The following is a 26,949-nucleotide window of genomic DNA, read 5'->3' on the forward strand; positions in this document are numbered from 1 at the left end:
CAGCGTACATGTCAGATACATTCGAATCCACATTACATCACGTCAATACGCATTCAAGACCGTCCGAGCTTAAAATTACGGATATGCGCTTTGTTGATTTGGCCGGTGCGCCGATGCACTGCACGCTTGTGAAAATATATACAAATCAAGGGATCACAGGGATTGGGGAGCTTAGGGATTTTGGCAGCCGCACCTATGCGGCTATGCTGAAGGGCCGGCTGCTGGGAGAGAATCCATGCAACGTGGATAAGCTGTTCCGCCGGATTAAACAATTCATGGGAACGGGAAGACAGGCGGGCGGCGTTGCAGGAATCGAGATCGCGCTCTGGGATCTGGCGGGCAAAGCGTTCGGCGTTCCCGTATATCAGATGCTTGGGGGCAAGTTCCGCGATGCCGCCCGCGTTTACTGCGATCTGGGAGTCAATACGCCGGGGCTTAAAGGCGACGGCTATTCGATGGGCACACGGCTGAAGCAGTTTGCCGACGAAGGCGGCTATACGATGGTTAAGGCGGTTCTGGGCGTAGAGAGCCTCCAGGCGATGTACCCCGACGAGGAATTGATCTCAGCCCCCGGCAATTATGTGGAAGAGCTTCGTCAAGCGGCCCAATACAATTTCGACTTCATTAAAAACCGCCGGGATACGCCGTACGGCCCGTTATTCCAGCAGCGCAACCGGGCCTACGACCTGGTCAATACGCACCATCCTTATACGATGTTCCGCATGACCGAGCACGGTCTGGACCGTTATGAGCAAGAGGTCGCCCGTATGCGGGAAGTGCTCGGCAATAAGATGCCGCTGGCAATCGACCATCTCGGTTATTTGAACGTCGAGGATGCCGCCCGTCTTTTGCGCCGTCTGGAGAAATACAACTTATTATGGGCGGAAGACATGCTGCCATGCACGTATACGGAGGAATATAAACGGCTAAGCCAGTTAACGGCAACGCCTTTGGCGACGGGCGAGGATCTGTCGACGCTGGAAAGCTTCGAGGATCTGATTGTGAACAGGGCTGTTCCGATTATCCATCCTGACGTTTGCTCCTCCGGCATCTACGAATGCAAAAAGATCGGCGATCTGGCGCAACGCTATCATATAGCGATGGCCATGCATATGTGTGAAACGCCTGTGGCCGCTTTGGCTACCGCGCATATGGGCGTGGCGACGGAGAATTTTATCGCTACCGAATTCAATGCGCCCGACGTTCCGTGGTGGGATGATATTATTACGGGCTTCGGCGGCAAAGTTATTACAAACGGTTTTATCCATGTACCGGACAAACCGGGTCTTGGATTCGACGATATTAACGATGAAGTAATTAAAGATCATTTGATGCCCGGATTTCCCGATATGTGGGCTTCAACCGAGCATTGGAACTCGGAATATTCCAATGACCGGCTGTTCAGCTAGTCTTTCGGATACCATCGGGTGGTAGGCGAATGGAGATGCACCCCTAGGAATGAATATCAGATGCGCCCTTGGCGAATCCGATCATTCCTTCCTAGGGGTGTATTTTTATGTTGCTCGGTGATACAAGGGATACAAAGGGGAAGCAAAGCCGATATAAAGCCGATACAAGACCATCCAAGGCCATCCAAGGCCATCCAAGGCATACAGGGAGCCTCTGCCCCGATTTCGGCTCCTTCTTCAACTAATAAGACAATAGGATTGACACCATTAGTCCATTTGTCATACAATTGAACAAAAGAACAATCCAAGATCATCCCGACAGGTGGAGAACACGATGAGCAATCCGAACGAACTGCAAATGAAGAGCGTCAAGCGGGAAACGATGTCCAAGCAGGTCGTCGATCAGATTATCGAGCTGCTCCGCAGCGGACAGCTGAAGCCGGGGGATAAGCTGCCCACGGAGTCGGAGCTGAGCGAGAAGCTGTTCGTCAGCCGTCCCGTGCTCCGGGAAGCGTTAAGCTCGCTCGAAACGATGGGGATGATTCACCGCAAAACGCGGGAGGGCACCTTTTTCTCCGATAAAATCGGCAGCAAGCCGTTTTCGATCATGCTGGCTCTGTCGGCAGGAGATATTCCGGCGGTGATGGAAGCGCGGATTGCGCTGGAGCTGGGGCTCGTGACGGTAGCGGCGGAGAAGATTACGGAGGCGCAGCTCGGCAGGCTTGAAGAGCTGCTGGAGCTGATGAAGCGGCAGACGGATCAATACATGGATATCGACAAGGAATTTCACCGGACGATCGCCTACAGCGCCAACAATCCGATTCTCGAGGGCAGCATCGATCCTTTGTTGAATATGTTTGATGAAACGCTGAATCAGATCGCATTGACCGACCGGGATCATGCGGTCACTTTGCGCGAGCACCAGACCATCCTGGAGGCTCTGCAGAGAAGAGAACCGGCGGCGGCGTTTACCGCCATGTTCGCCCATCTGGACCATGTCCGCTCCAAGGTGATGAAAAGGCTGACGGAGGGCTGAGAAGGAACGGTCTGCCGTCCTTCCTGCTTCTGTCATGTCTTTGCATTTATACATTGTATGATTTATCCCAAATTGATTGAAGGAAAGGTGAACTCTCCATGACGGCAAGTGAAAGTAAATTGAAAGCGCCTACAGGCATTCTCGGTTTCCCTGTAACCCCAATGGAACAAGACGGCTCCTTGAACGAAAAGGCATTGGAAGCGAATATCCGGTTTCTGCTCGACAATGGTCTTTCGGCCATTTTTATCGGCTGCGGCTCCGGGGAATTTCATGCGGTCAGCCCGTCCGAATACCGGACGATGGTCGAAATTGCCCTGTCGGCGGCGAAAGGGAGCGTACCCGTATATACAGGGGTAGGCGGCAACCTCAGCCATGCGCTGGAGCTCGCCAAGCTGTCCGAAGAGCTGGGCGCCGACGGCTATCTCATTCTGCCGCCTTATCTGATCGAGCCGGAGCAGGAAGGGCTGTACCAATATTTGAACGCGATTATCCGCAGCACTTCGCTGAACGCGATCGTCTACCAGCGCGATAACTGCGTACTGACCCTGCCGACATTGCAGCGGCTGCTGGAATCGCCGCAGCTGGTCGGCTTTAAGGACGGGCTCGGCAACATGGAGATGAACATCGAGTTCACCCAGACGATCGGCGACCGGCTGGGCTGGCTGAACGGAATGCCGATGGCCGAGGTGACGATGCCGGCCTATGTTAATCTGGGCTTCCGTTCCTATTCCTCGGCGATTTCCAACTACATTCCTCACATCTCGAAGCTGTTCTATGATGCGCTGCTGCAGCAGAACCAGGCATTGGTGAACGAACTGTATCTGCAGGTCATTCTGCCGATCAGCCGCATCCGCAGACAGCGCAAAGGCTATGCCGTATCCTTGATTAAGGCGGGCATGGAAATCATCGGGCTGCCTGTCGGCACCGCGGTGCGTCCTCCGCTTATTCCGGTGGAGAAGGAGCATTACCGGCAGCTGGAGCAAATTCTGAAGACGGCCTTCGACCGCTTTCCCGTCTCCCGATAAGGGAGGAAGATCCGGAGAACGAAACGGCGGTCTGTCACTGACTGCCAGCCAAGGCTGAGGGAGCGGGCAAGAGCCGCCGAATCGCTCGGCCAGGCAGGCTTCATGTATTGAAATCTCATCAAACCGGGAGGAGATTATGAGTCATTTTACAGCAAACGCAACCTATTTGAACTATATCAACGGACAATGGAAGGCCGCTGCATCGGGAGAGACGGAAGCGAGCATCAATCCAGCACGGAAAAGCGAGGTTGTCGGCTACATACAGAAATCCGATGCGCGGGACTTGAACGAGGCCGTGGCGGGCGCCAAGCAGGCACAGAAGGCATGGCGCAAGCTGTCCGGTCAGGCGCGCGGCGATCTGCTGTTCAAAGCGGCGGCGGCATTGGAGCGCCGGCTGGATGAAATCGCGGAGACGATGACGCGGGAGATGGGCAAGACCTTCCCGGAAGCCAAGGGCGAGACGGCGAGAGGAGTGGCCATTCTGCGTTATTATGCGGGCGAAGGGCTCCGCTCGGTAGGGGATGTCATCCCGTCGACGGACAGCGAAGCGCTGATGTTCACGACCCGGGTGCCGCTCGGCGTCGTCGGCGTTATTACCCCTTGGAATTTCCCTGTGGCGATTCCGGTATGGAAAATGGCGCCGGCGCTGGTCTACGGCAACACGGTCGTAATCAAGCCGGCGTCCGAGACGGCGGTCACCTGCGCCAAGCTGATCGAATGCTTCGAGGAAGCGGGGCTGCCGGCAGGCGTCGTCAACCTGGTCACCGGTCCGGGCTCGGTGATCGGTCAAGGCTTGGCGGAGCATCCGGACGTGCAGGGGATCACGTTTACCGGCTCCAACGGAGTCGGCAAACGGATCGGTCAGGCGGCGCTTGGACGCGGAGCGAAATACCAGCTGGAGATGGGCGGGAAGAACCCGGTGATCGTAGCGGCGGACGCCGACCTGGAGCTGGCGGCGGAAGCGACGATCAGCGGAGGGCTGCGCTCCACGGGGCAGAAGTGTACGGCTACAAGCCGTGTCATTGTTCACCGCGACGTTTACGAGCCGTTCAAACAGAAGCTGCTGCAAAAAATCGGTGGCATCACGGTCGGCGACGGCATGCAGGAGGGCATATGGATGGGGCCCTGCGCCAACGAAAACCAGCTCCGCACCGTGCTGTCCTATACGCAGAAGGGCATCGAGGAGGGCGCGAAGCTTTTGTTCGGCGGGAGGCATATGCAGGGCGCGGCGTTCGACGACGGCTTCTTTATCGAGCCGACGGTATTCGAGGAAGTGACGCCGGGCATGACGATCGCCCGGGAGGAAATTTTCGGGCCGGTGCTCGCCCTGATGAAGGCGGACTCGATGGAGGAGGCGGTGGAGCTGGCCAACGATGCCGAATTCGGCCTGAGCGCTTCCGTATTTACGGCAAGCATAGGGAGCATGCTCTCATTCATTCAGGACATGGACGCAGGACTCGTCCGCGTCAATGCGGAGAGCGCAGGCGTCGAGCTGCAGGCCCCGTTCGGCGGCATGAAGCAGTCCAGCTCGCATTCGCGGGAGCAGGGCCGGGCGGCCATTGAATTTTTCACCTCGGTGAAGACGGTGTTTGTCAAAGGCTAAGCAGCGCGAGGGACTTACCGAAATTCGGGGATATCAGCGATCGGACGCGGGATCGTGGGGAGTCCGAGGCGTACGCTATTGGACTGTGCCGCGGCCGGTCGGACCCCGTTATAGGCGAATCCATTTATTTTTAGCGCCTTCCTTCCGGCGCAGCGGGCCGTTGTGTACACGGATGTAGATAATCGGATTGAATTAATCGGATCGAATGAGATCGGTTGGAACGATAAACATGTGGAGCAGGGGGAGCACTATGAATGAATCGTTAACGAAGGACAGCTTGACCGGCACGCCGGTGATCTCGGAAATGCGGGTGATCCCGGTTGCCGGCCACGACAGTATGCTTTTCAACCTGAGCGGGGCGCATGGCCCGTATTTTACCCGGAATATTGTGATCTTGAAGGACAATGCGGGCCGTACCGGCATCGGAGAGGTGCCCGGCGGGGAGAAGATCCGACAGACGCTGGAGGAAGCCCGTCCGCTGGTCGTAGGCCAGCCGATCGGCAGCTTTAACAATGTGCTGAACGCCGTGCGGAAGCGTTTTGCCGACAGGGACGCTTCGGGGCGCGGACAGCAGACATTCGATCAGCGCGTGACGATCCATGCGGTGACGGCGCTGGAAGCCGCGCTGCTGGATCTGCTCGGCCAATATCTTGGCGTACCGGTAGCCGCCTTGCTCGGGGAAGGCCAGCAGCGGACCGAGGTGGAGGCGCTCGGCTATTTGTTCTACGTCGGGGACCGGAGCAAGACCGATCTGCCGTACCTGCATGACCTGGGCGCAGAAGACGACTGGTTCCGTCTGCGTCACGAGGAAGCGCTTACGGTGGAGTCGATTGTCCGTCTGGCGGAAGCGGCCCACGAGCGTTACGGCTTCCAGGATTTCAAGCTCAAGGGCGGTGTGCTCCGCGGCGAGGAGGAGATGGAGGCCGTGACTGCCCTGGCGCAGCGTTTTCCGCAGGCGCGGATTACGCTGGACCCGAACGGGGCCTGGTCGCTGGAGGAAGCGGTCCGGCTGTGCCGCGGACAGCATCACGTGCTGGCTTATGCCGAGGACCCGTGCGGCGCGGAGCGGGGCTACTCGGGCCGTGAGGTGATGGCGGAATTCCGCCGCGCTACCGGGCTGCCGACAGCGACGAATATGATTGCCTGCGATTGGCGGGAGATGGGGCACGCCATCCAACTGCAATCGGTCGATATCCCGCTCGCCGACCCGCATTTCTGGACGATGCAGGGCTCGGTCCGCGTCGCCCAAATGTGCGATGCCTGGGGACTGACCTGGGGCTCGCATTCGAACAATCATTTTGACATCTCGCTTGCGATGTTTACCCATGTCGCCGCGGCGGCTCCGGGGAAGATCACGGCGATCGATACACACTGGATCTGGCAGGACGGCCAGCGGCTGACGAAGGAGCCGTTCCGGATCCGGGAAGGCAAAATTGCGGTGCCGGATAAGCCGGGGCTTGGCATTGAAGCCGACATGGAGCGGATCGAGCAGGCACATCAGCTGTACCTGCAAATGGGGCTTGGAGCCAGGGACGACGCGATAGCGATGCAATACCTGATCTCCGGCTGGGCGTTCGATAACAAGCGCCCTTGTCTGGTACGCTGAGGCGTGCAGGCGGGCAGCCGCCGCAGAAATGAAAACGCTTATAATCTTGTCTGAAACAGAGGGCCGGGTGGTTAACCGGTCCTTCTTTTTGTTTGTGGGGATTTATAAGCGTTGGCCAAGCGGCTGGAGGGCTTAACCCATTTTTTTATAGGGGGAGGAGATCGTATCGGCTATATCGCGAATGGCTCTATTGTTCTGATACACATTGGAATACACGAGGTGAATCATCCGTATCGGGAAGAGCGGTCCTAATTTCAGCATTTGGAAGGGGGCGGATGCTTCGGAACGGTAGTGAACGACATAGGAGGCGGGCAGGATGGTATAGCCCATGCCGCTTGAAATCATGTTGAGCAGCACGTTCAGGTCGTTCACCTCTTGGATGTCCCGCGGCATCGAGCCGTCCCATAGCTTCAGCAGGATCAGATCGGTCAGCTTACGCAGATGGGAACGCGCGTGGTACAAAATAAAAGGCTTATTCATCAGGCCGTCCCGATTTTCCAATAAGCGGTCTATCGGCTCCGAATCCTGTTTCGGACCAAGCAGAACCATCTCATCCTTATAGATCGGCACCTGAACCAGATCGGGCCGCTCCTCCGTAAAAGGCACGATGCCGATATCCATCTCCCCAACGGCTACCATATCCAAAATACATGAGCTCAGCTCCGACAGAACGTCATAACGAAGCAGCGGATACGAACGGTTGATCTCCTGCAAAATTGGCGTCAAAAAGGAGGAACTCAATGGCCGGGAGACGCCTATCTTCAGCTTTGTCCTTTCTCTCGAGCTCTCAGAGGAAGCAACCTGATCCTCCTCACGGCACACCTGGTTCAGCTTTTTCAAAAAGGCGATGCTGTCGTTCATTTCCTGTTTGATTTTGATCGCCTGCAGCAAAAATAACGCCCCATGCTCATTCAGCTTGATTCCATTCCAGTTTCTCTCCAGTAAACTGACCTCCACCTCCTGCTCCAGTTTTTTCAGCCTTGCTGTCAAAGTCGGTTGTGATACGTGAAGCTTCTGGGAAGCTTTGGAGATGCTTCTTTCTCTGGCAACGGTAATAAAAGCGTGCAGATCGAACCAGTCCAACTCACATCACCCTCCTTTTTACATTCAAAAGCCTAGCTTAATTTTAAGTGATGTTAACTTTATTTACAATTGAATTTATATAAATAAAGCGATTTGTCCGAAAAAATCCGCAATTTGACAGAAAGAAACAAAAATAGTCAAAAGATTTAGATATAGTATTTTTTTATTTCCTGTCCGGCTTAAAAAGATGCTACCTTATGTTATGTAAAATAACACACAAGAGGAGATGGATGTATGGAACTCATGCAAAAAACAATTAAGGATTTGGCGCCTTTAATTCAGAAAAAAGAAATCTCTCCTGTGGATTTAGTGAAAGCATGTCTGGACCGGATTGAAAAGACGGAGCCTGTCATCAATGCGTACATTACGGTGATGGCGGATAAGGCTCTGCAGGATGCGGAGGAAGCGGAGCGGGAGATCATGAAGGGCGGCTACAAGGGAGCCCTGCACGGCATTCCTTACTCCGCGAAGGATCTTTATACGACCAAAGGCTACAAAACGACGGCCGGCTCGAAAATATTGGCCGACTATGTGCCGGATTACGACGCCACAACGGTGCAGCGGTTAGCCGAGGCGGGAGCCATCCTGGTAGGCAAAAACAACCTGCACGAGTTCGCGTTCGGCGGAACCAACGAGAATGAACATTACGGGCCTACAAGAAACCCGTGGAATACGAATATGATCCCGGGCGGCTCCAGCGGAGGCTCCGGCGCTACGGTCGCCGCTTCCAGCTCGATCTTCTCGCTCGGGACGGACACCGGGGGTTCGATCCGGATGCCGGCAGCCTTATGCGGCGTAGTCGGAATCAAAGCGACCTACGGAAGGGTCAGCCGGTACGGCGTGCTTCCGTTAAGCTCCTCTCTCGACCACGCCGGGCCGTTAACGAAAACAACCTGGGACGCGGCAGCCGTTTTATCGGTGATGGCCGGATACGATCCGAACGACGCTTCCAGCTCGACAAGAGAGGTGCCTAATTATTTGGCCGATTTGGCCGAGGTGTCGGAGCTGCCGATGAAAGGCACGAGAATCGGGATCTGCAGAGAGTATTACTTCGAGCATTTGGACCCCGAGGTGACCGGCGCCGTCCGTCAGGCGATTGACCTGTTCCAGGAGATGGGCGCGGAGGTAGTTGAGGTTCATATCCCTTCCCTGCAGGAGGCGGTCCGTCTGCAAGGGGTCATTACAACGGCCGAGGCGTACGCTTACCACTCGGGCTATCTCGCAGAGCGTTATGCGGAGTACGGCTCCAATATCCGGCCAAGGCTGGAGATGGGTCAGTTCGTTCCCGCCTGGGCTTACGTGGAGGCGCAGCGGCTTCGGGCGCAGTACAAAAAAGACTGGGCGCGGGTTTATGAGCAAATCGATCTGCTGGTGGCTCCGACTACAGCGATTCCGGCATTCCCTATCGGAGCGGAGACGATCTCCTTCGAGGGCAGGGACGTAAATCCTAGAGATTTAGGCATTCTGGGCAGAACGTCGCCGGGGAATTTCAATGGGTATCCGTCGATCTCCGTGCCGTGCGGACTGACGGCGGCCGGCTTGCCGATCGGACTGCAAATTCAAGGCAGACCGTTCGAGGAATCGGCAGTATTCCAGGCGGCGCATGCTTATGAGGAGGCCAGCTCCATATTGACAATCACCAACCAATTGGCAGTTTAAGCTTCAAATCATTCTAAACCAGAAAGGCGGAGAGGATTGTGGCCGAAGTTTTGGAGATTGATCAGCTGGTGACGGAATTTGCGACGAAGAAAGGACTGGTGCCCGCCGTGCGCGGGGTTTCGCTGAAGGTGAGGAAGGGAAAGACGCTGGTCGTGCTGGGCGAGTCGGGCTCGGGCAAAAGTGTCATGCTGCGCTCCATTCTGCGGATTACACCGCCGGGAGCCCGGCTCTCCGGCTCGATCCGGTACGAGGACAGCGAGCTGCTGGAAAGCAGCCCGCAACAGATTCAGTCGCTGCGTGGCAACCGGATCGCGATGATTTTTCAAGATTCGTTATCTGCACTGGATCCCTTGTACCGGGTGGGCGCGCAAATCGAGGAAACGATCATGACGCATCAGAAGCTGTCCCGCGCCGAGGCGAAGCGTCAGGTCATCGAGCTGTTTCGAAAAGTCGGCATCCCCTCTCCCGAGGAACGGGTCCGCTCCTATCCGCATGAAATGAGCGGCGGGATGAGGCAGCGCGCGGTCATTGCGATGGCGCTGGCCTGCAAGCCGGATATTCTGCTTGCCGACGAGCCGACGACGGCGCTGGACGTTACGATTCAGGCGCAAATTCTGAATCTGTTCAAGAAGATCCAGGCGGAGTACGGCATGTCTATTATCATGGTCACCCATGATATCGGCGTAGCGGCCGAGATGGCCGATGAAATAGCCGTCATGTACGCCGGGAAAATTGTGGAGTTCGGCGAAGCGGGGCAAATTTTGTCCGGCCCGGCGCATCCGTACACCCGGGGGCTGATGGCCGCAACGCCGCGGAAAGGGCAGCGGGGTACGCTTCTTACGATTCCCGGCCAGCCTCCGCTGATTACCCAAATGCCGGCAGGCTGCGCTTTTGCTCCGAGATGCCCGGAGGCCCAGGCTTCCTGCACAGGCGTCTCTCCCGGCTACGCGTCGCTTCAGCAGGGCCATCAAGCGGCCTGCATCTTGCTGAACGAGCGCTCCGAAAGGAGAGCCTGAAGGCGAGGGCGTGAGCCGGCGTTGATTTAAACGAGCTGTACCGTATACAGCAGCAGATATATGAAGGAGGTCGCATCCGATGATTCCCAGGATGAGCATCGTAAAAACCAAGCAAATGACTGGTCTTTTAATTGCCTTAATGATGATTGTAGTCACTGCCTGCAGCGGAAGTAAGCCAGCCGCTTCGTCCGGCAAAAGCGTCCCGTTGGTTATTGCGATGTCCGCCGCCAATCTCCCCGTAGCGGATACTTCTCCGACAGAGGGCTACGAGGGATGGAGGTTCGTCGGCTTCCAGCTGTATGACGGACTGACAAGGTGGCAGCTGAAGCAGGGGGACAAACCGGCGGACGTCGGACCCGGGCTTGCAGAATCTTGGGAGGTTTCGAAGGAGGATCCCACACTCTGGACGTTTCATTTGCGAAAAAACGTCGCTTTCCACGACGGGACTCCTTTTAATGCGGATGCGGTCCTTTTTCAATTCGATCGGGTGAAGAAACAGGATGCTCCCCAATACAGTGCGCAGGTCGCGGCCGGGGTGCTGACCTATTTGAAGTATATCGACAGTTACTCCAAGGTGGACGATTACACGATTCAGATCAAAACCAAGGAGCCTTACAGCTACCTGCTGTACGACCTGGCGTTCATTGCCATTCCGAGTCCGGAGGCGGTGAAAAAGTTCGGTACCGATTATCCCGTGCATCCCGTAGGGACAGGCCCGTTTAAATTCGTCAGCATGAAGCAGGGGCAGGAAATGATTCTGGAGAAAAACGACAGCTATTGGGGCGGCGCTCCCAAGCTCGATCAGCTGGTGCTGCGGCCGGTGCCGGATGCCTCGGCGAGACTGGCCGCGCTGCAGTCCGGACAGGTGAACTGGGCGGAAATACCGCCGCCGGAATCCGTCGAGCCGCTGAAGGCGTCCGGGTTCCAGGTGCTGCTGAACGACTATCCGCATATTTGGCCTTATGTGCTGAATACGAAGGAAGGGCCGTGGGCGGATAAACGGGTGCGTCAGGCGGCCAACTATGCGATTGACCGGGAAGGGATGAGCAAATCGCTGCTGAACGGCGTCGCCAAGCCTGCGGGGCAGGTGCTTTATCCGGGCCATCCCTATTTCAACGATCAAGCGACGAAATATACGTACGATCCCGAGAAAGCGAAGAAGCTGCTGGCGGAAGCGGGCTATCCGAACGGCTTCCAGACGACATTCATCGTTCCGACGAGCGGGTCCGGCAATATGTGGCCGCTGCCGATGAACGAGTTCGTCCAGAAAAATTTCAAGGCTGTCGGCATCGATATGAAAATCGAGGCGATCGAATGGCAGACGCTCATTACCCAAATTCGCGGCGGCTTCCCGGCCGGCAAGGATATCGGGGCTTATAACATCTCGCTGGCGCCGGTTGCGCCGTGGGTGTTCGAACGGTATTTTGCGACGAGTTCCTTTATTCCGGCGGGCAGCAATTACGGGCAGTATTCCAATCCGAAGCTGGACGATATTTTAACGAAAGCAAGGCATGCCTTCGATGCGAAGGAAAGAGACGCTTACCTGAAGGAAGCGGGAGGCATCGTAGCCGACGACTCGCCGTGGCTGTACGTTGTACACGATTTGAACCTGCGGGTGCTGGGCCCGAACGTCAAGGGCTTCGTCCAGCCGCAATCCTGGTTCGCCGACCTGACCACCGTCTATATGGAATAAGGATAAAGGAGGGAGTCCATTGGCTCATTTTCTGATCAAGCGGGTCGCATTCATGGTGCCTACGCTGTTCGGTGTTACGCTGATCGTCTTCCTGATGCTTCAGATCGTACCGGGGGATCCGGTGAACAGCATTCTGCCGCCGGACGCCTCCGAGGCGAACCGGGCGAGGATGATTCAAGAGTTCGGGCTGGATAAGCCGCTCTACGTTCAATATTTCAGCTGGCTGTTTCACATTGTCCAGGGAGACTTCGGACGCTCCCTCATCAAGCGCATGGCCGTCAACGATCTGCTGTTCGAAAGCTTGTGGAACACCTTCCTGCTGTCCATGGCGGCCGGTATCGTATCGTTCGGCCTGAGCATCGTGATCGGGGTGTACAGCGCCTATAAGCCGAAATCGCTGATCGCTTCTCTGGCTAACATCATCGGCTTGACGGGAGTGACCATTCCGAACTTCTGGGCGGCGCTCATTCTGGTCGGAGTTTTCTCCGTCATGCTCGGCTGGCTGCCTTCATCCGGCATGAGCAGTATCGGCGGAGGCGGGCCGGGCGATCTGCTGGCGCATTTGATCCTGCCCGCCGTCGCCGCCGGCATGACGACGCTGGGGGTCATGACGCGGATGGTGCGCAGCACCGTCTACGACATCCTGCAGCAGGACTTCGTCACAACGCTCCGCGCCAAAGGCGTGTCGGCGGTTACGGTGCTGCGGCACGTGCTTCGCAACGGCATGCCGACGATCCTGACTGTGGCAGGGCTGCAGTTCGGCTACCTGTTAGGCGGATCGGTGCTGGTCGAAACGGTGTTCTCCTGGCCGGGCGTCGGACAGTTGATCTATCAGGCGATCAGCCAGCGGGATTTCCCGGTCATCCAGGCAGGAGTATTGATGATCGCCGTATTGTTCGTCTGCTTGAACCTGATCGTCGATTTGTTCCACGGCATGATTGATCCGCGAGTAAGACATACGTAAGGAGGGGATGAGATGGTCCAATCGAATACGGGAGCTGTCGCCGAGAAGTCGATCTTTGCATCTCAGCCGAAGGAGGAGTCGCAGCTTCGATTGTTTTGGGAAGTGTTTTACCGAAATAAAGTCGCGTTGGTCTCGCTGATCGTCCTGTTCCTCATTGTGGCCTCTTGTCTGCTGGCCTCCGTTCTGGCCCCCTACGATCCGCTGGACGGCAAGGTGACGGAGCGGCTGCTGCCGCTCGGGACGCACGGGCATATTCTAGGCACGGACGAACAGGGGCGCGACATTTTTACGCGGATCTTGTACGGCGGCAGGCTAAGTTTATTGGCAGGCGTCATGCCCGTTCTGATCGCCGCATGTATCGGCGGCTTCCTCGGTGTAACCGCCGGCTACTTCGGCGGCGTGCTGAATACGGTCATTATGCGGACGCTGGATATTTTCTACTCCTTTCCCGCCGTGCTGCTGGCCATCGGCATCTCCTCGGCGCTCGGGCAGGGCATGCTGAACATCATCATAGCCATCTCCATCGTGTTCGTTCCGCCGGTGGCGAGGATTGCGGAATCCGCCGTGAAGGGGGTGATGGCGGAGGAATACATCGAAGCGGCCAAGTCCAGCGGGGCCGGGCACTTCTCGATCATCTGGAATCATGTGCTGATGAATATTTTCAGCAAAATGTTCGTCTACAGCACGACCCAGATCAGCATCAGTCTCGTACTGGCGTCCGGCTTAAGCTTTCTCGGACTTGGCGTATCGCCACCCGCTGCGGAATGGGGCATTATGCTGAACAATTTGAAGCAGCAAATTTTTATCAATCCTATGGTGACCTTAATCCCGGGCGTGTTCATCTTTCTTAGCGCGCTGACGATGAATCTGGTTGCCGACGGGCTGAGAGACGCCCTGGAAGCCAAAAAATAAGGGAGGGAAGCGGCATGGACGCCATCCTGGAAGTTTCTTCGATAAGCAAGTCGTTTCCGGTCAAGAGCGGCTGGGGTAAAGCCAAGGGAGCCGTTTCCGCCGTGAAGGAGGTTTCCTTCGCCCTGCAGGAGCAGGGGACGCTCGGTATTGTCGGCGAATCGGGCTGCGGCAAATCGACTCTGGCCCGGCTGCTGCTGCGGCTGATCGAGCCGGATGCAGGCGAGGTCCGGTTCCGGGGCAATAACATCCTGGAGCTGAAGGATTCTGAGCTGCAGCAGATCCGGCAGAGCATGCAGATGGTGTTTCAGAACCCGTACTCGTCGCTGAATCCCAAGATGACGATTCTGGACAACGTTGCCTTCAATCTGTGGGTCAACGGGCAGTCGAAGCAGGAGGCCAGGAAGCGGGCCCATTACTACCTGGAAGCCGTCGGCTTGCCGAGCTCTTATGCGGGCCGCTACCCCCACAGCTTGAGCGGAGGGCAGAGACAGCGGGTTGCCATCGCCAGAGCGCTGATTCTGGAGCCGCCGATTCTGATCGCTGACGAAGCTGTCTCCGCGCTGGACAAATCGGTACAGGCGCAGGTGCTGAACCTGTTCCAGGATTTGAAGAAGGAGTTCTCCTTATCCCTGCTGTTTATTTCCCATGATTTGAACGTCGTCGAATATATGAGCGACGAAGTGATGGTCATGTATTTGGGAACCGTGGTGGAGAAAGGTCCGGCCGACAGGCTGTATTCCAGCCCGTATCATCCTTACACGCAGGCATTATTGAACTCCGCCCCCTCGATGGAGGTAGGGGTCACCACCTTAAATAAGCATACGCCGATCAAAGGGGAGCTGCCGAGCCCGCTCAATCCCCCATCGGGCTGCCGCTTCCGCACACGCTGCAATTTTGCCGAGGAACGCTGCGCGCATCAGGTCCCGGAGCCGGTCAAGGTAGGCCCGGGGCATGAGGTAGCCTGCTTCCTGTATGAAACAGGTCATGAAGCAAGAGTGGTTTCATAAAAAAACGGGAGGCTGATAACTATGAAACAGCATCTAAATCCGGAGGAAACAGCGCTGATTATTGTTGATGTGCAGAACGACTTTTGCCACGAGGACGGGGCTTGCGCCCGGATGGGCAGGGATGTTGCCGGAGCTCAGGCGATTGTTCCCCGCATCGAAGCTTTGATCGGGGAAGCGAGAAAGCAGAGTATTCCGATTGTTTTTGTTCAAATGACGATGGAGGAGCATACGGTGTCCGAGGCATGGGCCAAGCGCCCCCGGCCGAACGGCCATACCGACCCGCTGGCCATATGCCGCAAGGGCAGCTGGGGAGCCGAGTTCTATAAGCTGACGCCGCTGCCGGGAGATATTATTGTTGAGAAGCACCGCTACAGCGCATTTATCGGCACGCAGCTGGACATGATTCTCGGCAATCTGAACCGGAAATCGCTGGTCATCACCGGTGTAGCGACGAATGTATGCGTGGAGTCGACGGCCCGGGACGGTTTTATGCTGGATTATCATGTGACCGTCGTGCGGGATGCTTCCGCAGGCTACAACCAGGCGCTACATAACGCCACCTTCGACAATATCGAAGCCTGCTTTGGGCTGACGATGAACGCCACGGATATCGTCAAGTATTGGTCAAGCTCGGTGCTGCCGGTGTAAGCCGCAGGTCAATCTGATACTGCGATGCAAGGCAAAGCTCAATTCCGATGGTTTAAACCGGAGGTCGTACAGTCTCGAAAAATCTCGATAGCCTCGGCATCATGCATCAGATCGGGAAATCGATATCGATTCATGCAACACCCATTTTACGAAATTGAGAGAGGATAAGTGATCCGTATGGAAACGACAACTTTAAAAAGCATGACCGTTGAAATAAATGGAAGAAAGCTATATCCCGAGCTGGAAGCCTGCCTGCCTCAATATGCCAACGACTTGCAAAACATGATGGGAGGCCTGCTGAAGCTGTCCCGGACGTTCCCCCTGCAATTGGAGCCGGCTCCTACCTTCAATCCGGAGGCGTCCTCCCTATGAGTAATTTCCCTGTACAGACCATTGCCGAAGCGTCCAGGGCGATCGAGAGCAAGCAGCTTTCGCCCGTAGAATTGTTCCGGTATTTCATGGACCGGATCGACAAGTTCGAGCCCAAGCTCAATACGTTCATTACCGTCATGGCGGATGCCGCCGAGCAGCAGGCCAGACAGGCCGAGCAGGAAATCTTGTCCGGCCGTTACCGAAGCCCGCTGCACGGCATTCCGATCTCTTTAAAGGACATTATCGCTTATGCCGGGTACCCGATGACGAACGGTTCAAGAATTGCACCGGACTATGTTCCGACAGCCCATGCTACGGTTACGCAAAAGCTGCTCGATGCAGGAACGGTCGTCATGGGCAAAGCCCACTTGAACGAGTATGCTTTCCGGGCGCCCCATCCGTATTACGGGTGAACCCGCAATCCTTGGGATCTGGAGTCGATTCCCGGCGGCTCCAGCTCGGGCTCCGGCTCGTCCGTGCAGGCGTCGCTCGTGCTGTCGTCCATCGGCACCGACACCGGCGGCTCGATCCGCAATCCGGCCAGCTACTGCGGCGTCGTCGGCTTGAAGCCGACGTACGGCCTGGTCAGCCGGTACGGCGTCTCGCCGCTCTCCTGGACGCTGGACCAGATCTCGGTCCGCTGACCCGGACGTGCGAGGATGCCGCCCTGATGCTGGCGGCGATGGCGGGCTACGATGAGCTGGACGACAGCTCTTATCAAGGCTCGACCGCTTCATCGACTTCGTTCATGAAGGTCGAGTCGCTGCAAGGCAAAAGAATCGGCATCCCGACAACGTACTTCTACGATAACCTCGCCCCTGAGGTCGAGGCCGCGGTCCGGCGGGCGGTACAGGAGCTTGAAGGGCTGGGGGCGGAGATCATCCCCGTCGAGATCGAATCCATGGAAGCGCTGCTGAGCGCGCACCGGATCATTCTGAACACGGAAGCTTACGCCTTCCATCATCATCAGCTGGAAGATCAGCCGGAAGGCTACGGTCCACGGCTGCGGCTGTCCTTCGAGCTGGGCCAATATTTTACCGCAGAGGCATACATAGGCGCACAGCGGTTGAGAACGCAGATGCGTGAGCAGTTCCAGGGCATCTTTCAAAAGGTTGATGCGCTCGTCACGCCGACAACTCCGACGGCCGCCAAAAAAATTCAGCAGTTTGAAAAGGAGAACACCTTCGCGCTGCAAAGCATGACATCCACAGCGAACTTCCTGGGACTTCCTGCGCTCTCGATTCCTTGCGGCTTTACCTCCGAAGGCCTGCCGATAGGACTGCAGCTGATGGGCCGTCCGTTCAGCGAAGGAGAGCTGTTGACTATCGGACACTGCTACGAGCAGTTCGCGTCATTGTTTAAACAAGTGCCGAATGAAGCGGAATGGGTAGCTTAAGAGGGGGAAAAGGGGAGCGCAGCTTCCCTTTTTCTTGCCCAGGTTCGGGGATAGGGGGAACAGGGAATTGATGCCCTTACCCGCTGTCTTTACCGGGCGTTTAGACAACGGGAGGTGAGGATGTGGGAGAAGAAGCTGTGCCGTCTGCCGGTCCGCTGCAGTCTGCGGCCAACAAGTGGTCCGTGTTAACCTGTGTGTTATTAGGCTCCTTTACCGTGATTTTGAACAACAGCATGCTGAATGTTTCCATCCCGTCCTTTATGAAGCTGTTTCATATCGGGGCTTCGGAGGCGCAGTGGGTCATTACGGGCTTTATGCTGCCTATGATGATCATGATGACGATCAGCGGCTATTTGTCCGATGTGCTGGGGCAAAAAACAGCCTATATAGCCGGCATGCTGCTGTTTCTGGCAGGCTCCGCCTTTGGCGCAATGGCCTGGAGCTTTCATTCGATCGTCGGCTTTCGGATCGTGCAGGGGCTGGGCGCAGGGTTGGTAATGCCGCTTGGAATCACCATTATTTTCCATAATTTTCCTGAACGAGAACGCGGCCTGGCGACAGGCATCTCCGGCATTGCCTCGATGGCGGCGCCTGCGGTCGGGCCCACGCTCGGAGGGATGGTTTTGCAGGTCAGCTCCTGGCACACGCTGTTTCTGCTCAATATTCCGACCGGCGTTATTTGCCTTACTGCTACTTTATTTTGTCTAAAAGGGCGGCGCCTGCGGGTCCGGGTACCTTTCGACCGGCTGGGGTTTGCCGGTATAGCTGTCGGCATGACCTGCCTCATGCTGGGCATGAATCGGCTGCCCCAAGGCTTGGGAGGGACAGCACCCTCCCGCTGATCTGCGCAGGCGTCGGCGGCCTGGTTTTTTTTATCTGGAACGAGCTGCGCGCCGAGAAACCGCTGATTGACCTGAGTATTTTTAGTTTTCCGGCATTCACGGTCAGCGCCGTCTTATCCGCCATTACGGCTTCCAGCATGTTCGCCGGCGTTCTGCTCATCCCGCTGCTGATGCAGGAGGTGCTGCAATACAGCGCGATGACGACCGGGCTGATCCTGCTCCCTCAGGCGCTGATGATGGGGATCGCGATGACGGTAGGCGGCCGGATTGTGGACCGCCATGGAGCGCAGCTCATTTTGCCGTTCGGCTTGCTGCTGGCGGCCTGTTTCTCGCTGGTGCTGGGCTGGACGGCGGGAAAGACCGGCCTGGCCGCGCTCATCGTGCTGCTCTCGATACGCGGCTTCGGGCTAGGGCCCATCCATACGCCTGTGATGACGGCGGGTTTGAACGCTCTGCCGGTGTCCCAAGTATCCCGGGCGATGTCGATCCTTCAAATCGTCGGGCAAATTTCCGGAGCGGTCACCATCGTGCTGCTCTCCATGTTCTTTGAAGAAAGGCGCAGCCTGTACCAGCTGCAGATGCCTGCCGAAGCGGCCGGAATTCTGGCCGTTCAGCAAATGTTTATAGGCCTCGGCGCGCTGGCCTTGTGTATTCTGCCCATTGCGCTGCGGCTGATGGGCAAGCGAAGAGCCCTGCGGGCGGTGCCGCCGGCTGGCTGACAGACGGAGGCGGGACGAAGGTCCGGCAATGACAGCTGTTGAGTAGGGACGTGCAGAGGCGCGGCTTATTGATGGTTGATGGTTGTATGTATGGCAGTGATGAGAGCAAGCTGATTTCCGCTGTCGATTGTATAAGCTGCTCTTAGGCATGGCTGATTGACGGCTTTCGGTTGGGCAGGTGCTGGTAGATGCTAATGGGTATTCTAAAGGCGCGGCAGGTTGTCGATGTTGGCTGAGCAGTAAGACCGTTTTAATGAAGCAAGAGCCTCCCGTTCGCAATACTTTGCGGCGGGAGGCTCTTGCTGTTATCAGTCATTTGATTTTGCGCCGGACGCATGCGGCTTTCGCGGGAAGCGTGAAGCGAGTTCAACACAGCGTCAGGCCGCGCCTATCCGGGCTTTTGACCTCGCCCCCCATGCAGAGAGCCGGAAGCCTCGCCCTTAGGCTTGGCTTGAGACCTGCTGCAGCTCCTGCCAGTAGCGGCACAGCGTCGCGATGCCACGGTCAAAATTTTCAAGATGGAAGTGCTCGTTCGGCGCATGCATATTTTCGCTCGGCAGCCCGAAGTCCATCATCACAACGGGAGCGCCCAGCACCCGGGAGAACACCTCGACGATCGGAATCGAACCGCCGCTGCGGATATAAACCGGGGCGGCGCCGAAGCCCGCTTCGTACGCTCTGGCCGCAGCCTGAATATACGGGTGCTCGGGGGAGATATAGAACGGCTTGCCGCGATGCGTCTGCTGCACCTTAACGGTGACGCCCGCAGGCTTATGCTTCTCGATATGGGCCTCGATCCGTCTCATGATGTTGTCCGGGTTCTGCTGATCGACCAGACGGCATGAAATTTTGGCGCCCGCGGTAGACGGCACGATCGGCTTCAGGCCTTCGCCTTGATACCCGCCGTAGATGCCGTTAATCTCCAGCGTAGGCCGCGCCGTAGTTCTCTCCAGGAACGAGAAGCCTTCCTCGCCGGTCAGCTCGGGCACTGCCAGCTCGTTCGCCGTCTTCGCATCGTCGAACTGCAGCGCGCGGAATGCTTCGCGCTCGGTATCGCTCAGCTCGTTCACGCCATCGTAAAAGCCTTCGATCGTGATGTGACCTTCCTCGTTGCGCATAGAGGCCAGCAGCTGCACCAGCGCGATGGCCGGGTTGGCTACGCCGCCGCCGAACAGCCCGGAGTGCAGGTCGTTCTTGGCGCCCTGCAGGTCGATCTGGAAGCCGCACAGGCCCCGAAGGCCGTAGCAGATGGAAGGAACGCCTTCGTCGTGCATAGGGCCGTCCGAGATGACGATGGCGTCGGCCTTCAGCAGCTGCGCATGCGTCTCGAGAAAAGCGGGCAGGCTGGGGCTTGCGATTTCCTCCTCGCCTTCAATGCAGAACTTCACGTTGACCGGCAGCTTGCCGACGGTGTTCAGGAATGCCTCGACCGTCTTCACATGGGTGTACAGCTGCGCCTTGTCGTCCGTCGCTCCGCGGCCATACAGCTTGCCGTCGCGGATGACCGGCTCGAACGGCGCTGTCGTCCACTGCTCCAGCGGATCGGCGGGCTGCACGTCATAGTGCCCGTAGATCATAGCGGTCGGCTGGCCCGGGGCGTGAAGCCAATCCCCATAGACGACCGGATGCCCTGTGGTAGCGAGCACCTGTACATTTTCCAGCCCGGCTTTACGCAGGCTGTCCGCCAGCCATTCCGCCGCTCTGGTCATATCCGGCTTATGCTCCGTGCTGGCGCTAATGCTCGGTATGCGGACGAATTCAATCAGCTCGGCCAAATGGCGGTCGCGATGCTCTGCCAGGTACGCGGTTAATGAAGATTCCATACACGAACGACTCCCTTCGAATTAAACTGCCGTTAACGGACAAGTGCCGCTTACAATTCCAAATGCTCGCCTGGATGCAGAGCCCTGCCCTCGATGCCGCGCGACTTCAACAGCTCGATAAAGGCGGCGCCGTCCTGCTTGATCAGCTCGAAGGTGTTATAATGCACAGGCACGACCTGCTTCGCCTTCAGCCATTCGGCAGCGGTAGCCGCATCCTCCGGTCCCATCGTGAACAAGTCGCCGATAGGCAGGAAGGCCAAGTCGATCGCATTCCGTTCGCCGATCAGCTTCATGTCGAGGAACAGGTTCGTATCCCCTGCATGGAGGATCGTATGACCGTTCCAGCGGATGATGAATCCGGCAGGCATGCCGCCGTAAATGATCTCTTTGGTCTCATGGTTCACGATGGCGGAGCTGTGAAACGCCTGAACCATCTGTACCTCGGCATAGCCCAGCGACAAGCGTCCGCCGATGTTCATATCCTGAGCTTTGACGCCCTGCCAGCTCATGTAAGTAGCAAGCTCGTGAATAGCCACCAGCGTCGCGTCATTGGCTTTGGCAATCTGCGCCGCGTTCTGAATATGGTCGGCATGCGCATGCGTCAGCAGGACATGCTGTACGCGAATGGCGTCGGGGTCGGCTGTCGCGACCGGGTTATCCGAGAGAAACGGATCAATAATCAGCGAATGCTCGCCATCGGACAGCTGGACACAAGAGTGCCCGTGATACTCGATCTTTAACATCCAATCACCTCATGGTTTGTTTGTTGGATTACCATATCTTTCATTATAATGGACAACGAGAGAATCATTCAAACTTCTGTTATCTCAAGTGCTTCGGCTTGTAGACCTACGGGCTTTTCAGTATCATGAAAGGGAGTCATTTTTTACGTCCTGCGGAATGCGGCCGGGCAAGGCCCGGCGAGGTTAGCGGGCGGTTAGCTGCTGCCCAGCAGGCAACAAAACCGGATGGTGGGATACGCATGAAAAAAAGAATCAGCCGCAAGCATTTCCGGCTCCGTATAGATGAAATGATCGTCACGCTTCGTCAGGAAATCATGTCGGGCAAATATGCCGTAGGCAGCTACCTGCCTTCCGAAAACGATTTGGAGGAGCGCTTCGAGCTGAGCAACGCTTCGGTGCGCAATGCGCTCAAAGTGCTGGTAGACGAAGGGCTCATTGAGAAAATAGCCCGTGTCGGCAACCGGGTGACGAGCCCGCCGCCGGGTCGGGAAACGGTCATTAAATTCGGCTATGTGCACGATATCGCCGATCTGGTGGAGATGGAACGGCTGCTGGCCGAATTTCATCGGCTCCACCCGCAGATTCGCGTCCAGCCGGTGGAACTGCCGTCCTCGAGCTATTCGCAGACGCTGAAGGAATATATGGATTCCGGGCTGCTGGATGCCGTAATTATGAACAATAACAATTTTCAGGATTTTGCAGAGCAGGGCTCCCTCGATTTGCTGGAGCGGGTTGAGCCAATGGAGGACTGCTACCCTTTCTTGACCAAGCCGTTTCAGCGGGGAGAGGACATCCTGGTTCAGCCGTTCATTTATTCTCCCGTTGTTTTGTGCTACAACAAGGACCATTTTGATGAGGCGGGCGTTCCGGTGCCGGACAGCAGCTGGACCTGGCGCGATTTGTTCGCCTGCGGGCGGCGGCTTGCGGTGAAGAACGAGCGCTTCGGCTTTTACTTTTATTTGCCTTCGCGCAACCGCTGGCCGATCTTTATGCTGCAAAGCGGCGCCAGGTTCGAGGCGGATGCGGAGGGCCGGTTCCGGCTGCCCCATGGAACCCGGCTGGTAGAGAGCCTGGAGACGTGCAAGGAAGTGCTCGGTATGACGGACGTCTTTCCCCGCATTTTATCGGAGAGCGATGCGGATGCGGAAGCGCTGTTCCTGAAAGGAAAAGTATCGGTCATCATGACGACCTACTTTTTCTTAAACCAGCTTCGGGCATCGGGAATCGCCTTCGACGTATCACCCTTGCCCGGGCTGCACGATTCGAGCACGCTGCTGATTGTAAACGGCCTGGCGGTGAACAGCAAATCCGCCAACAAGGGTGCGGCAAGGCTGCTGGTGGACTTCTTGACGTCCTATGAAACGCAGCTGTACCTCCGGCGTCACACGCTGAACATTACCGCTCATCGCCGGGCGATGGCCTACAACGGGGATGAGGCGATTTACCGGCCGTCGCGGTTTTATTTATACCGGGAAATATTCCCGACGCTGCGTCTGATTACCGAGCTTGGCTTGACGAATGTCCGGCTCAAGAGCATTCAGAGGGATATTATGCTGTTCCTGTCAGGGCTGCAGGACGGAGAGTCGCTGCGGGTGCAGCTGGAATCTCTCTTGAATCCAACGGCGACAGAAGAGGCGAAGATAAAGGAATAAATTGTCAATAGTCCGATCTTTGGTTTCTTGCTCTGTTTATGAAAAGCCTGAAATGTGCGAATGAGTCAAACCTTTGTTTATTTCCAGGAGGCTGTCTTGAGGCTACGATAGGCCTAAGGCGGCCTTTTTGATGTGCAGGAAATGCTGCGGGGCTGATCGGTAACGAAGGTTCCCTGCTAAGTAACTGGCATCCGCTTCGCTGCTTGTCTTCACACTTTGGCTTTGGGGGCCTGGTTCCAGGGGCTGCCTTAATTCAATGACCTGGAGGGAAGGTTGTATGAGATTCAGGAAAACGATTGGAACATGTATGCTGCTACTTGCCTTGATCAGTCCTGCGGACAGCGCGTTCGCTTCATCCGATTATGATGACGAGGTGCTGGCGGATCATCCGGTCGGGTATTGGCCGATCGCTTCGGGGGTAACGGCAGACCAGTCCGGTCACAGCATGAACGGGACGTTCACCGGAAGCCCGGCGTCAGCCACGCTGCCTAATGGCGAAGGGGCCATAAAATTCAATGGCGTCGATCAGTACTTCACCATACCGGATGACGATTATTTGGAGGTGACGCGGACGGGGATTTTGACGGTGGAAGCCTGGATGCGTCCGGATGTGCTGCAGTTTACGCATTCGGAAAGCAGCGGCTACGTGCACTGGATGGGCAAGGGAACCTCCGGACAGCATTCCTGGGTGGCGAGAATGTACAGCCTGACGAATACGGAGAACCGCCCGAACCGGATCAGCGGCTACTCATTTAACTTAAGCGGAGGTCTCGGCGCAGGCTCCTACTTCCAGGACGCGGTGACGGCCGGAGAATGGATTCATTACACTTTGGTTATCAACACGGTGGATACGAGCTCTGCCTACCCTACAGGCTATACGAAGCTGTATAAAAACGGCGTGCTGCGGGATCAGGACAGCCTGTCCGGCTACAGCATCGTTCCGGGCAACGGGACGGCCCCGATGCGGGTCGGCACGCGCGACCTTGCTTCGTTTTTTGAGGGAGCGGTCGGCAAAGTGGCGGTATACGACTACGAGCTGACGCCCGCCCAGCTTGCCGCGCACTATACGCAGATGACCTCCACGCCTTAGCCTCTGCGGCTGATGCGGACGGTCTTTCTTGTGCAGCGTTAAAAACCGCAGTCCCGCTGTGCATAGCATAATACAGCGGGACTGCGGTATGTTTTGCCGTGGGACTGCCGTTGCCTGCGGCCTGAAAGGAGCTGCAGGATGACTAAGGATGCGCTGCGGCGCATATCCCGGGTGAGATGGAATCGGTCGTGCTTGCTTGCGCCGTGCCCTCTGCCGTTGCCTTCGCCCTAAAAAGGGGCAGCCCGATGCACCCCCATCCCGGCGCGTATCAGGCTAGCTGACCGAACGGCGGTACTCGCTCGGCGTCATGCCGGTATGCTTTTTGAACATGCGGTTGAAGGAAGCGACGGTATAGTAGCCGACCAGTCCTGCGATGTCCTGAACCTTCAGATCGGTCCGGTTCAGCAGCTCCATCGCTTTATTCATCCTGACGTTATTGACATAATCGCTGAAATTCGTATCATTCTTTTCTTTGAAATAACTGGACAAATAAGTGCTCGTAATGTTCAGCTTCTCTGCAAGCAGCTCCAGCGATACATCCCCGCCGAAATGATCCTCCACATAATTCATCACAAAGCTTGTAATATAATCGGTATTTGCTTTCTTTTGCTTTACGGCAGCTCCGCACTGCGTCAGCAGATTTTGAAAATAATGCTGAAACTGCTCCAGCGTCCGGCAATCCTTCAACGTTTCCTCCGAGGCGCGTCCGGGCAGCGGGATGTTCATGGCGACCATCGTTTTAATAATCAGGTTCTCGATTTCTTGAGACAACTCAACCATCTGCGAGTAGGAAGCCTGCTGTTTGCAGGCATGCTCCAGCAGTCTCATGACGAGAGGGATGGTGACGGCTTCATTGCCCGTCTCCAGATTAGCGGTGAAATCCTTGACCTTGGCATGCTGGAACCAGATCGGCTTGGTGGCCAGCGGAGTATTCCCGTCGACGACCTGGACGCCTTCCCCCAGTCTTCTTCGTTTCATGAGGCCGGCTGTGTGCTCGAAAGCAAGGTTAAAGGCAAGCGAATCGGTTTGGAGCGGACTGACGGCAATCGTGACGTCGTAATAATTGGCATCCGGAGCCAGAAAATGATGAATTTTATCCAGCATGTCCGAGAGGACCTGCGTCTGTGCATCGGTAAACAGCAGCGTCAAAATCTGGTCGTTCTCAATCTGGAACGTGACCGAATCGGGAAAGCGCTGCATGAAGACGGAGTGAATAAACTCTTTTATATAGTAGGAAGCCATATTGGAATCGAGCTCCAGCTCTTGGAGATGACGCTCTTTGAACATCAGATGAAACTGCAGCAGACGGTACGGCTTATCCGTGTCGATCGGTATTTTGGCGTCTTTAATATTGGTATGTATCATTTTGACCTTGCTTAAATAGGCAAACTGCTGAAGCAGGGAGTTTTTGGCGTGCAAATCTTTATGAATGTCTTCATTCGTTTTGAACAGATCATGCAGCTTGTCGCTGATGAAATTGAACTCGGCGATCTGGCCGTGTGCCGGGGCCTGGCCCGGATTGACCTGCTGGAGAGAACGGACAATCGCGGTCAATGGATTGTAGAACCGGACGGCGAAGAAAACCGATACGGCAATACTGATGATGATGGAGATGGCGAACAGAACGATCATAATGAGATTCAGCCGCGTGATTTGATCGGAAATGGCGGCGAAAGGGACGGTAAGGACGTAAGTAAGCCCGGTGTCGGCGCTTTTTTGATAAAAGTAGTAATCCGTTCCCCGCAAATAATAGCCCGAAGAAGTATCGAAGCGGTTGATAATTTCCTTCCCGAGCGCATGGCTGGATAACGAAAAAATAGGCCGCTCCGTCTCATCGAGAATATAAAAACCCCGGTCCGGCGCCACTTGGCTGAACGAGTCGTACATGCGGGTACTGTCAAGAAACGCGATGATCGCGAAGCCGGGATTCAGCGCGCTTTTGAACATGATGGGATTGAGCGTGCCCAGGCTGTGTGATGAGAAGCTGGTCTGCTCCTTAAACTCGGAGGCGGGATAGACATGAAAAGCAGGGGCGTTCAGAAGCTCATTCCTCCAAAAATCGGTTGTATACGGATCGGCTTGGAGAAAATTGTTGAACATCGTATCGACAGGACGTCCCCCGTCTTTATCGATGACATAATCCATATTGGGATAATAGTAAATTACGTTATTGAGGTACAGCTGCGTATTTTTGAGCGTATTCTGCAGATCCTTCTGCACTTGACTTGCGATGTAGTAGTCCCAGTCGCTCTTGCTGTTCTTGAGCAGCTCTGTCCGGTTGTTGGAATAGAGGCTGATCAGCAGGCTCTTGATGAGGGCGATGTGCTTCTCATAATTCATGGCGGTCGTATTGAGGCTCAGGCTGCTGTTCTTGGTGATTTCCTGGCGGATGTTGCTTAGAAAGAAGGTGTAGGTAAGCAGATTAAAGGATACGAGCAGCAAAATAACGACGACGAAGCTGGCGAGTAGACGGTATAACAAAGAACCGCTGAATCGGGCTCTGAGCACGCGCATGCTATCCCCTGCCTTCCTTCATTAGGAAATGGTGTGGCTATTATAGCATGGCTGATTTTAGAAAGAAATAAGGCTGCTGTCGAATGAGACTTTGTATTTTTTGTGGTTCTTATTAATTTTAATGATTTGTGAAGAAC

Annotated in this window: 22 protein-coding genes and 1 pseudogene; 19 read left to right on the forward strand and 4 right to left on the reverse strand. The window is 56.1% G+C overall.

What is annotated here, in order from left to right:
* Positions 1-8: 8 nt before the first annotated feature.
* The 5 genes from ACHHV8_RS03905 to gudD all read left to right on the forward strand — a co-directional run bounded on the left by ACHHV8_RS03905 (position 9) and on the right by gudD (position 6,679).
* Positions 9-1,409, forward strand: coding sequence for a mandelate racemase/muconate lactonizing enzyme family protein (locus ACHHV8_RS03905; protein ID WP_395156933.1), 1,401 nt, complete (start codon positions 9-11; stop codon positions 1,407-1,409).
* A gap of 334 nt (positions 1,410-1,743) precedes the next feature.
* Positions 1,744-2,445 (forward strand): FadR/GntR family transcriptional regulator, encoded by a 702-nt coding sequence (locus tag ACHHV8_RS03910; RefSeq protein ID WP_395156935.1) that lies wholly within the window; start codon positions 1,744-1,746, stop codon positions 2,443-2,445.
* Positions 2,446-2,543: 98 nt separating this feature from the next.
* Positions 2,544-3,470, forward strand: a complete 927-nt coding sequence (gene kdgD / locus ACHHV8_RS03915; RefSeq protein WP_395156937.1) for a 5-dehydro-4-deoxyglucarate dehydratase — start codon at positions 2,544-2,546, stop codon at positions 3,468-3,470.
* A 136-nt stretch (positions 3,471-3,606) separates the two neighbouring features.
* The gene (gucD, locus tag ACHHV8_RS03920; protein WP_395156939.1) at positions 3,607-5,073 is read left to right on the forward strand and encodes an alpha-ketoglutaric semialdehyde dehydrogenase GucD; all 1,467 of its coding nucleotides are present in this window, start codon (positions 3,607-3,609) and stop codon (positions 5,071-5,073) included.
* A 250-nt stretch (positions 5,074-5,323) separates the two neighbouring features.
* Entirely contained in the window at positions 5,324-6,679 is a 1,356-nt protein-coding gene (gene gudD, locus ACHHV8_RS03925; RefSeq protein ID WP_395156941.1) for a glucarate dehydratase, read from the forward strand.
* Positions 6,680-6,811: 132 nt separating this feature from the next.
* Here the strand turns inward: gudD and ACHHV8_RS03930 are convergent, their stop codons facing one another.
* Positions 6,812-7,762 carry a LysR family transcriptional regulator gene (locus ACHHV8_RS03930; protein ID WP_395156943.1) on the reverse strand — a complete coding sequence of 317 codons (951 nt, stop codon included), beginning with the start codon at positions 7,760-7,762 and terminating at the stop codon, positions 6,812-6,814.
* A gap of 234 nt (positions 7,763-7,996) precedes the next feature.
* On the opposite strand from ACHHV8_RS03930, the gene ACHHV8_RS03935 reads away from it, so the two are divergent.
* The 12 genes and pseudogenes from ACHHV8_RS03935 to ACHHV8_RS03990 all read left to right on the forward strand — a co-directional run bounded on the left by ACHHV8_RS03935 (position 7,997) and on the right by ACHHV8_RS03990 (position 18,990).
* A complete protein-coding gene (locus ACHHV8_RS03935; RefSeq protein ID WP_395156945.1) occupies positions 7,997-9,421 on the forward strand; it encodes an amidase in 1,425 nt (474 codons plus the stop codon).
* Between the two features lie 38 nt (positions 9,422-9,459).
* Complete coding sequence (locus ACHHV8_RS03940) at positions 9,460-10,437, forward strand: ABC transporter ATP-binding protein (RefSeq protein WP_395156947.1); 978 nt, start codon at positions 9,460-9,462, stop codon at positions 10,435-10,437.
* Positions 10,438-10,516: 79 nt separating this feature from the next.
* Positions 10,517-12,130, forward strand: a complete 1,614-nt coding sequence (locus ACHHV8_RS03945; protein WP_395156949.1) for an ABC transporter substrate-binding protein — start codon at positions 10,517-10,519, stop codon at positions 12,128-12,130.
* Positions 12,131-12,149: 19 nt separating this feature from the next.
* On the forward strand, positions 12,150-13,094 hold the full coding sequence (locus ACHHV8_RS03950) for an ABC transporter permease (RefSeq protein ID WP_395156951.1): 945 nt from the start codon (positions 12,150-12,152) through the stop codon (positions 13,092-13,094).
* Positions 13,095-13,106: 12 nt separating this feature from the next.
* Positions 13,107-14,006 carry an ABC transporter permease gene (locus ACHHV8_RS03955; protein ID WP_395156953.1) on the forward strand — a complete coding sequence of 300 codons (900 nt, stop codon included), beginning with the start codon at positions 13,107-13,109 and terminating at the stop codon, positions 14,004-14,006.
* Positions 14,007-14,020: 14 nt separating this feature from the next.
* A complete protein-coding gene (locus ACHHV8_RS03960) occupies positions 14,021-15,013 on the forward strand; it encodes an ABC transporter ATP-binding protein (protein ID WP_395156955.1) in 993 nt (330 codons plus the stop codon).
* A 21-nt stretch (positions 15,014-15,034) separates the two neighbouring features.
* Positions 15,035-15,661, forward strand: a complete 627-nt coding sequence (locus ACHHV8_RS03965) for a cysteine hydrolase family protein (RefSeq protein ID WP_395156957.1) — start codon at positions 15,035-15,037, stop codon at positions 15,659-15,661.
* A gap of 177 nt (positions 15,662-15,838) precedes the next feature.
* Complete coding sequence (locus ACHHV8_RS03970) at positions 15,839-16,033, forward strand: hypothetical protein (RefSeq protein WP_395156959.1); 195 nt, start codon at positions 15,839-15,841, stop codon at positions 16,031-16,033.
* A gap of 86 nt (positions 16,034-16,119) precedes the next feature.
* Positions 16,120-16,677: pseudogene (locus tag ACHHV8_RS03975) on the forward strand (amidase).
* Positions 16,678-16,703: 26 nt separating this feature from the next.
* Positions 16,704-17,429, forward strand: a complete 726-nt coding sequence (locus tag ACHHV8_RS03980) for an amidase (protein ID WP_395156961.1) — start codon at positions 16,704-16,706, stop codon at positions 17,427-17,429.
* Positions 17,430-17,551: 122 nt separating this feature from the next.
* The gene (locus ACHHV8_RS03985) at positions 17,552-18,271 is read left to right on the forward strand and encodes an MFS transporter (RefSeq protein ID WP_395156963.1); all 720 of its coding nucleotides are present in this window, start codon (positions 17,552-17,554) and stop codon (positions 18,269-18,271) included.
* A 32-nt stretch (positions 18,272-18,303) separates the two neighbouring features.
* On the forward strand, positions 18,304-18,990 hold the full coding sequence (locus tag ACHHV8_RS03990) for an MFS transporter (RefSeq protein WP_395163415.1): 687 nt from the start codon (positions 18,304-18,306) through the stop codon (positions 18,988-18,990).
* A 440-nt stretch (positions 18,991-19,430) separates the two neighbouring features.
* Here ACHHV8_RS03990 and ACHHV8_RS03995 read toward each other — a convergent pair whose 3' ends face one another.
* Both ACHHV8_RS03995 and ACHHV8_RS04000 read right to left on the reverse strand, forming a co-directional pair.
* Positions 19,431-20,813, reverse strand: a complete 1,383-nt coding sequence (locus ACHHV8_RS03995) for a dipeptidase (protein ID WP_395156965.1) — start codon at positions 20,811-20,813, stop codon at positions 19,431-19,433.
* Between the two features lie 50 nt (positions 20,814-20,863).
* Entirely contained in the window at positions 20,864-21,556 is a 693-nt protein-coding gene (locus tag ACHHV8_RS04000) for a metal-dependent hydrolase (RefSeq protein WP_395156967.1), read from the reverse strand.
* Positions 21,557-21,795: 239 nt separating this feature from the next.
* On the opposite strand from ACHHV8_RS04000, the gene ACHHV8_RS04005 reads away from it, so the two are divergent.
* Both ACHHV8_RS04005 and ACHHV8_RS04010 read left to right on the forward strand, forming a co-directional pair.
* Complete coding sequence (locus tag ACHHV8_RS04005) at positions 21,796-23,208, forward strand: extracellular solute-binding protein (RefSeq protein WP_395156969.1); 1,413 nt, start codon at positions 21,796-21,798, stop codon at positions 23,206-23,208.
* Positions 23,209-23,485: 277 nt separating this feature from the next.
* A complete protein-coding gene (locus ACHHV8_RS04010) occupies positions 23,486-24,298 on the forward strand; it encodes a LamG-like jellyroll fold domain-containing protein (RefSeq protein ID WP_395156971.1) in 813 nt (270 codons plus the stop codon).
* Between the two features lie 273 nt (positions 24,299-24,571).
* Here ACHHV8_RS04010 and ACHHV8_RS04015 read toward each other — a convergent pair whose 3' ends face one another.
* Positions 24,572-26,812: a helix-turn-helix domain-containing protein gene (locus ACHHV8_RS04015; protein WP_395156973.1), complete on the reverse strand. Its 2,241-nt coding sequence runs from the start codon at positions 26,810-26,812 to the stop codon at positions 24,572-24,574.
* Positions 26,813-26,949: the final 137 nt, after the last annotated feature.

This window comes from Paenibacillus sp. TAB_01 (assembly GCF_043945595.1).
In the GTDB taxonomy this organism is placed as follows: Bacteria; Bacillota; Bacilli; order Paenibacillales; family NBRC-103111; genus Paenibacillus_S.